2 pseudogenes are annotated in these 1,081 nt (G+C 67.2%); both read right to left on the bottom strand.

From position 1 onward, the window contains the following. Window positions 1–253 (bottom strand): annotated as a pseudogene (locus JCM19049_RS15125) (3-methyladenine DNA glycosylase); the annotation flags it as partial. Window positions 254–388: 135 nt separating this feature from the next. Then, a pseudogene (locus tag JCM19049_RS15130) lies at window positions 389–1,081 on the bottom strand (SLC13 family permease); the annotation flags it as partial.

A 1,081-nucleotide genomic window follows, 5' to 3' on the forward strand; every position in this document is an offset into this window, starting at 1 on the left:
GGTAGAACTTCCAGTGGGCCCGCTGCCGGGCCGGTTCCCCGGCCAGCTGCACCCCGGCCCCTGGATGCCAGCGGTACAACTGGCCGGGCTTCTGCGTGTAGTAGGTGAACAGGAAGTCCTCAACCGGGTGCTTCTTCCCGCTCATCCGCCGCGTGGTGAAGGCCTCGCCGAAGCTGCGTGCGCGCCGCTCATGCTCCAGGGCGCGCTCGCCCCATGCGGCGGCGGGCAGCAGGACGGTTTCAGGCGTGGGCATGGCACCCATTATCCCGCCCCTGAGGCGGTGGCGGCCAGCGGCCGTCGCGCATCTCACTCCCACCGCCCGCTTAACGCCGCTGGCGGCCCTTCCCGGCAATGTCGGGAAGAGCCGCCAGCGGCGTGGGAAGTGGGTCTAGCCCATGTGGATCACGCCGAAGAGCACGCCGGAGGCGAGCATCACCAGCGAGACCACCAGGCCCGCCACAGCACCTTCTTGTGGTGATCGCCCAGGTCAACCTTGGCCATGGAGACCAGCAGCAGGATCGCGGGCACCAGCGGAGACTGCATGTGCACCGGCTGGCCGGTGATCGAGGCGCGGGCCATGTCCACCGCGTCGATGCCGAAGTGGGCTCCGGCCTCGGTCAGCACCGGCAGGACACCGAAGTAGAACGCGTCATTGCTCATGAAGAACGTCGCCGGGACGGAGATCAGGCCGGTGAGCACGGCCAGGTAGGGGCCCATGGAATCCGGGATGATGTCCACGAGCCAGGCGCTCATCGCATCGACCATGCCGGTGCCCGAGAGCACGCCGGTCAGCACCGCGGCGGCCAGCACCATGGAGACCACGGCGATGATTTCGCTGGAGTGCGCGGTGATCATCTTCATCTGGTCGCTGACCTTCGGGAAGTTCACCACCAGGCGATGCCGGTGCCGACCATGAACAGGTAGGACAGCGGAACAACGTCGATGATCAGCAGCACCATGATCGCCACGGTGAGCACCAGGTTGAAGATGAACAGCTTCGGGCGCAGCGTCTCGCGGTTCGGGTCCAGCGCGGTTCCGTCCATGGTGGGCCGTTCGCTGCCATCGCCCTTGGTGGCCACCG

The sequence above is a fragment of the Arthrobacter sp. JCM 19049 genome, from assembly GCF_001310435.1.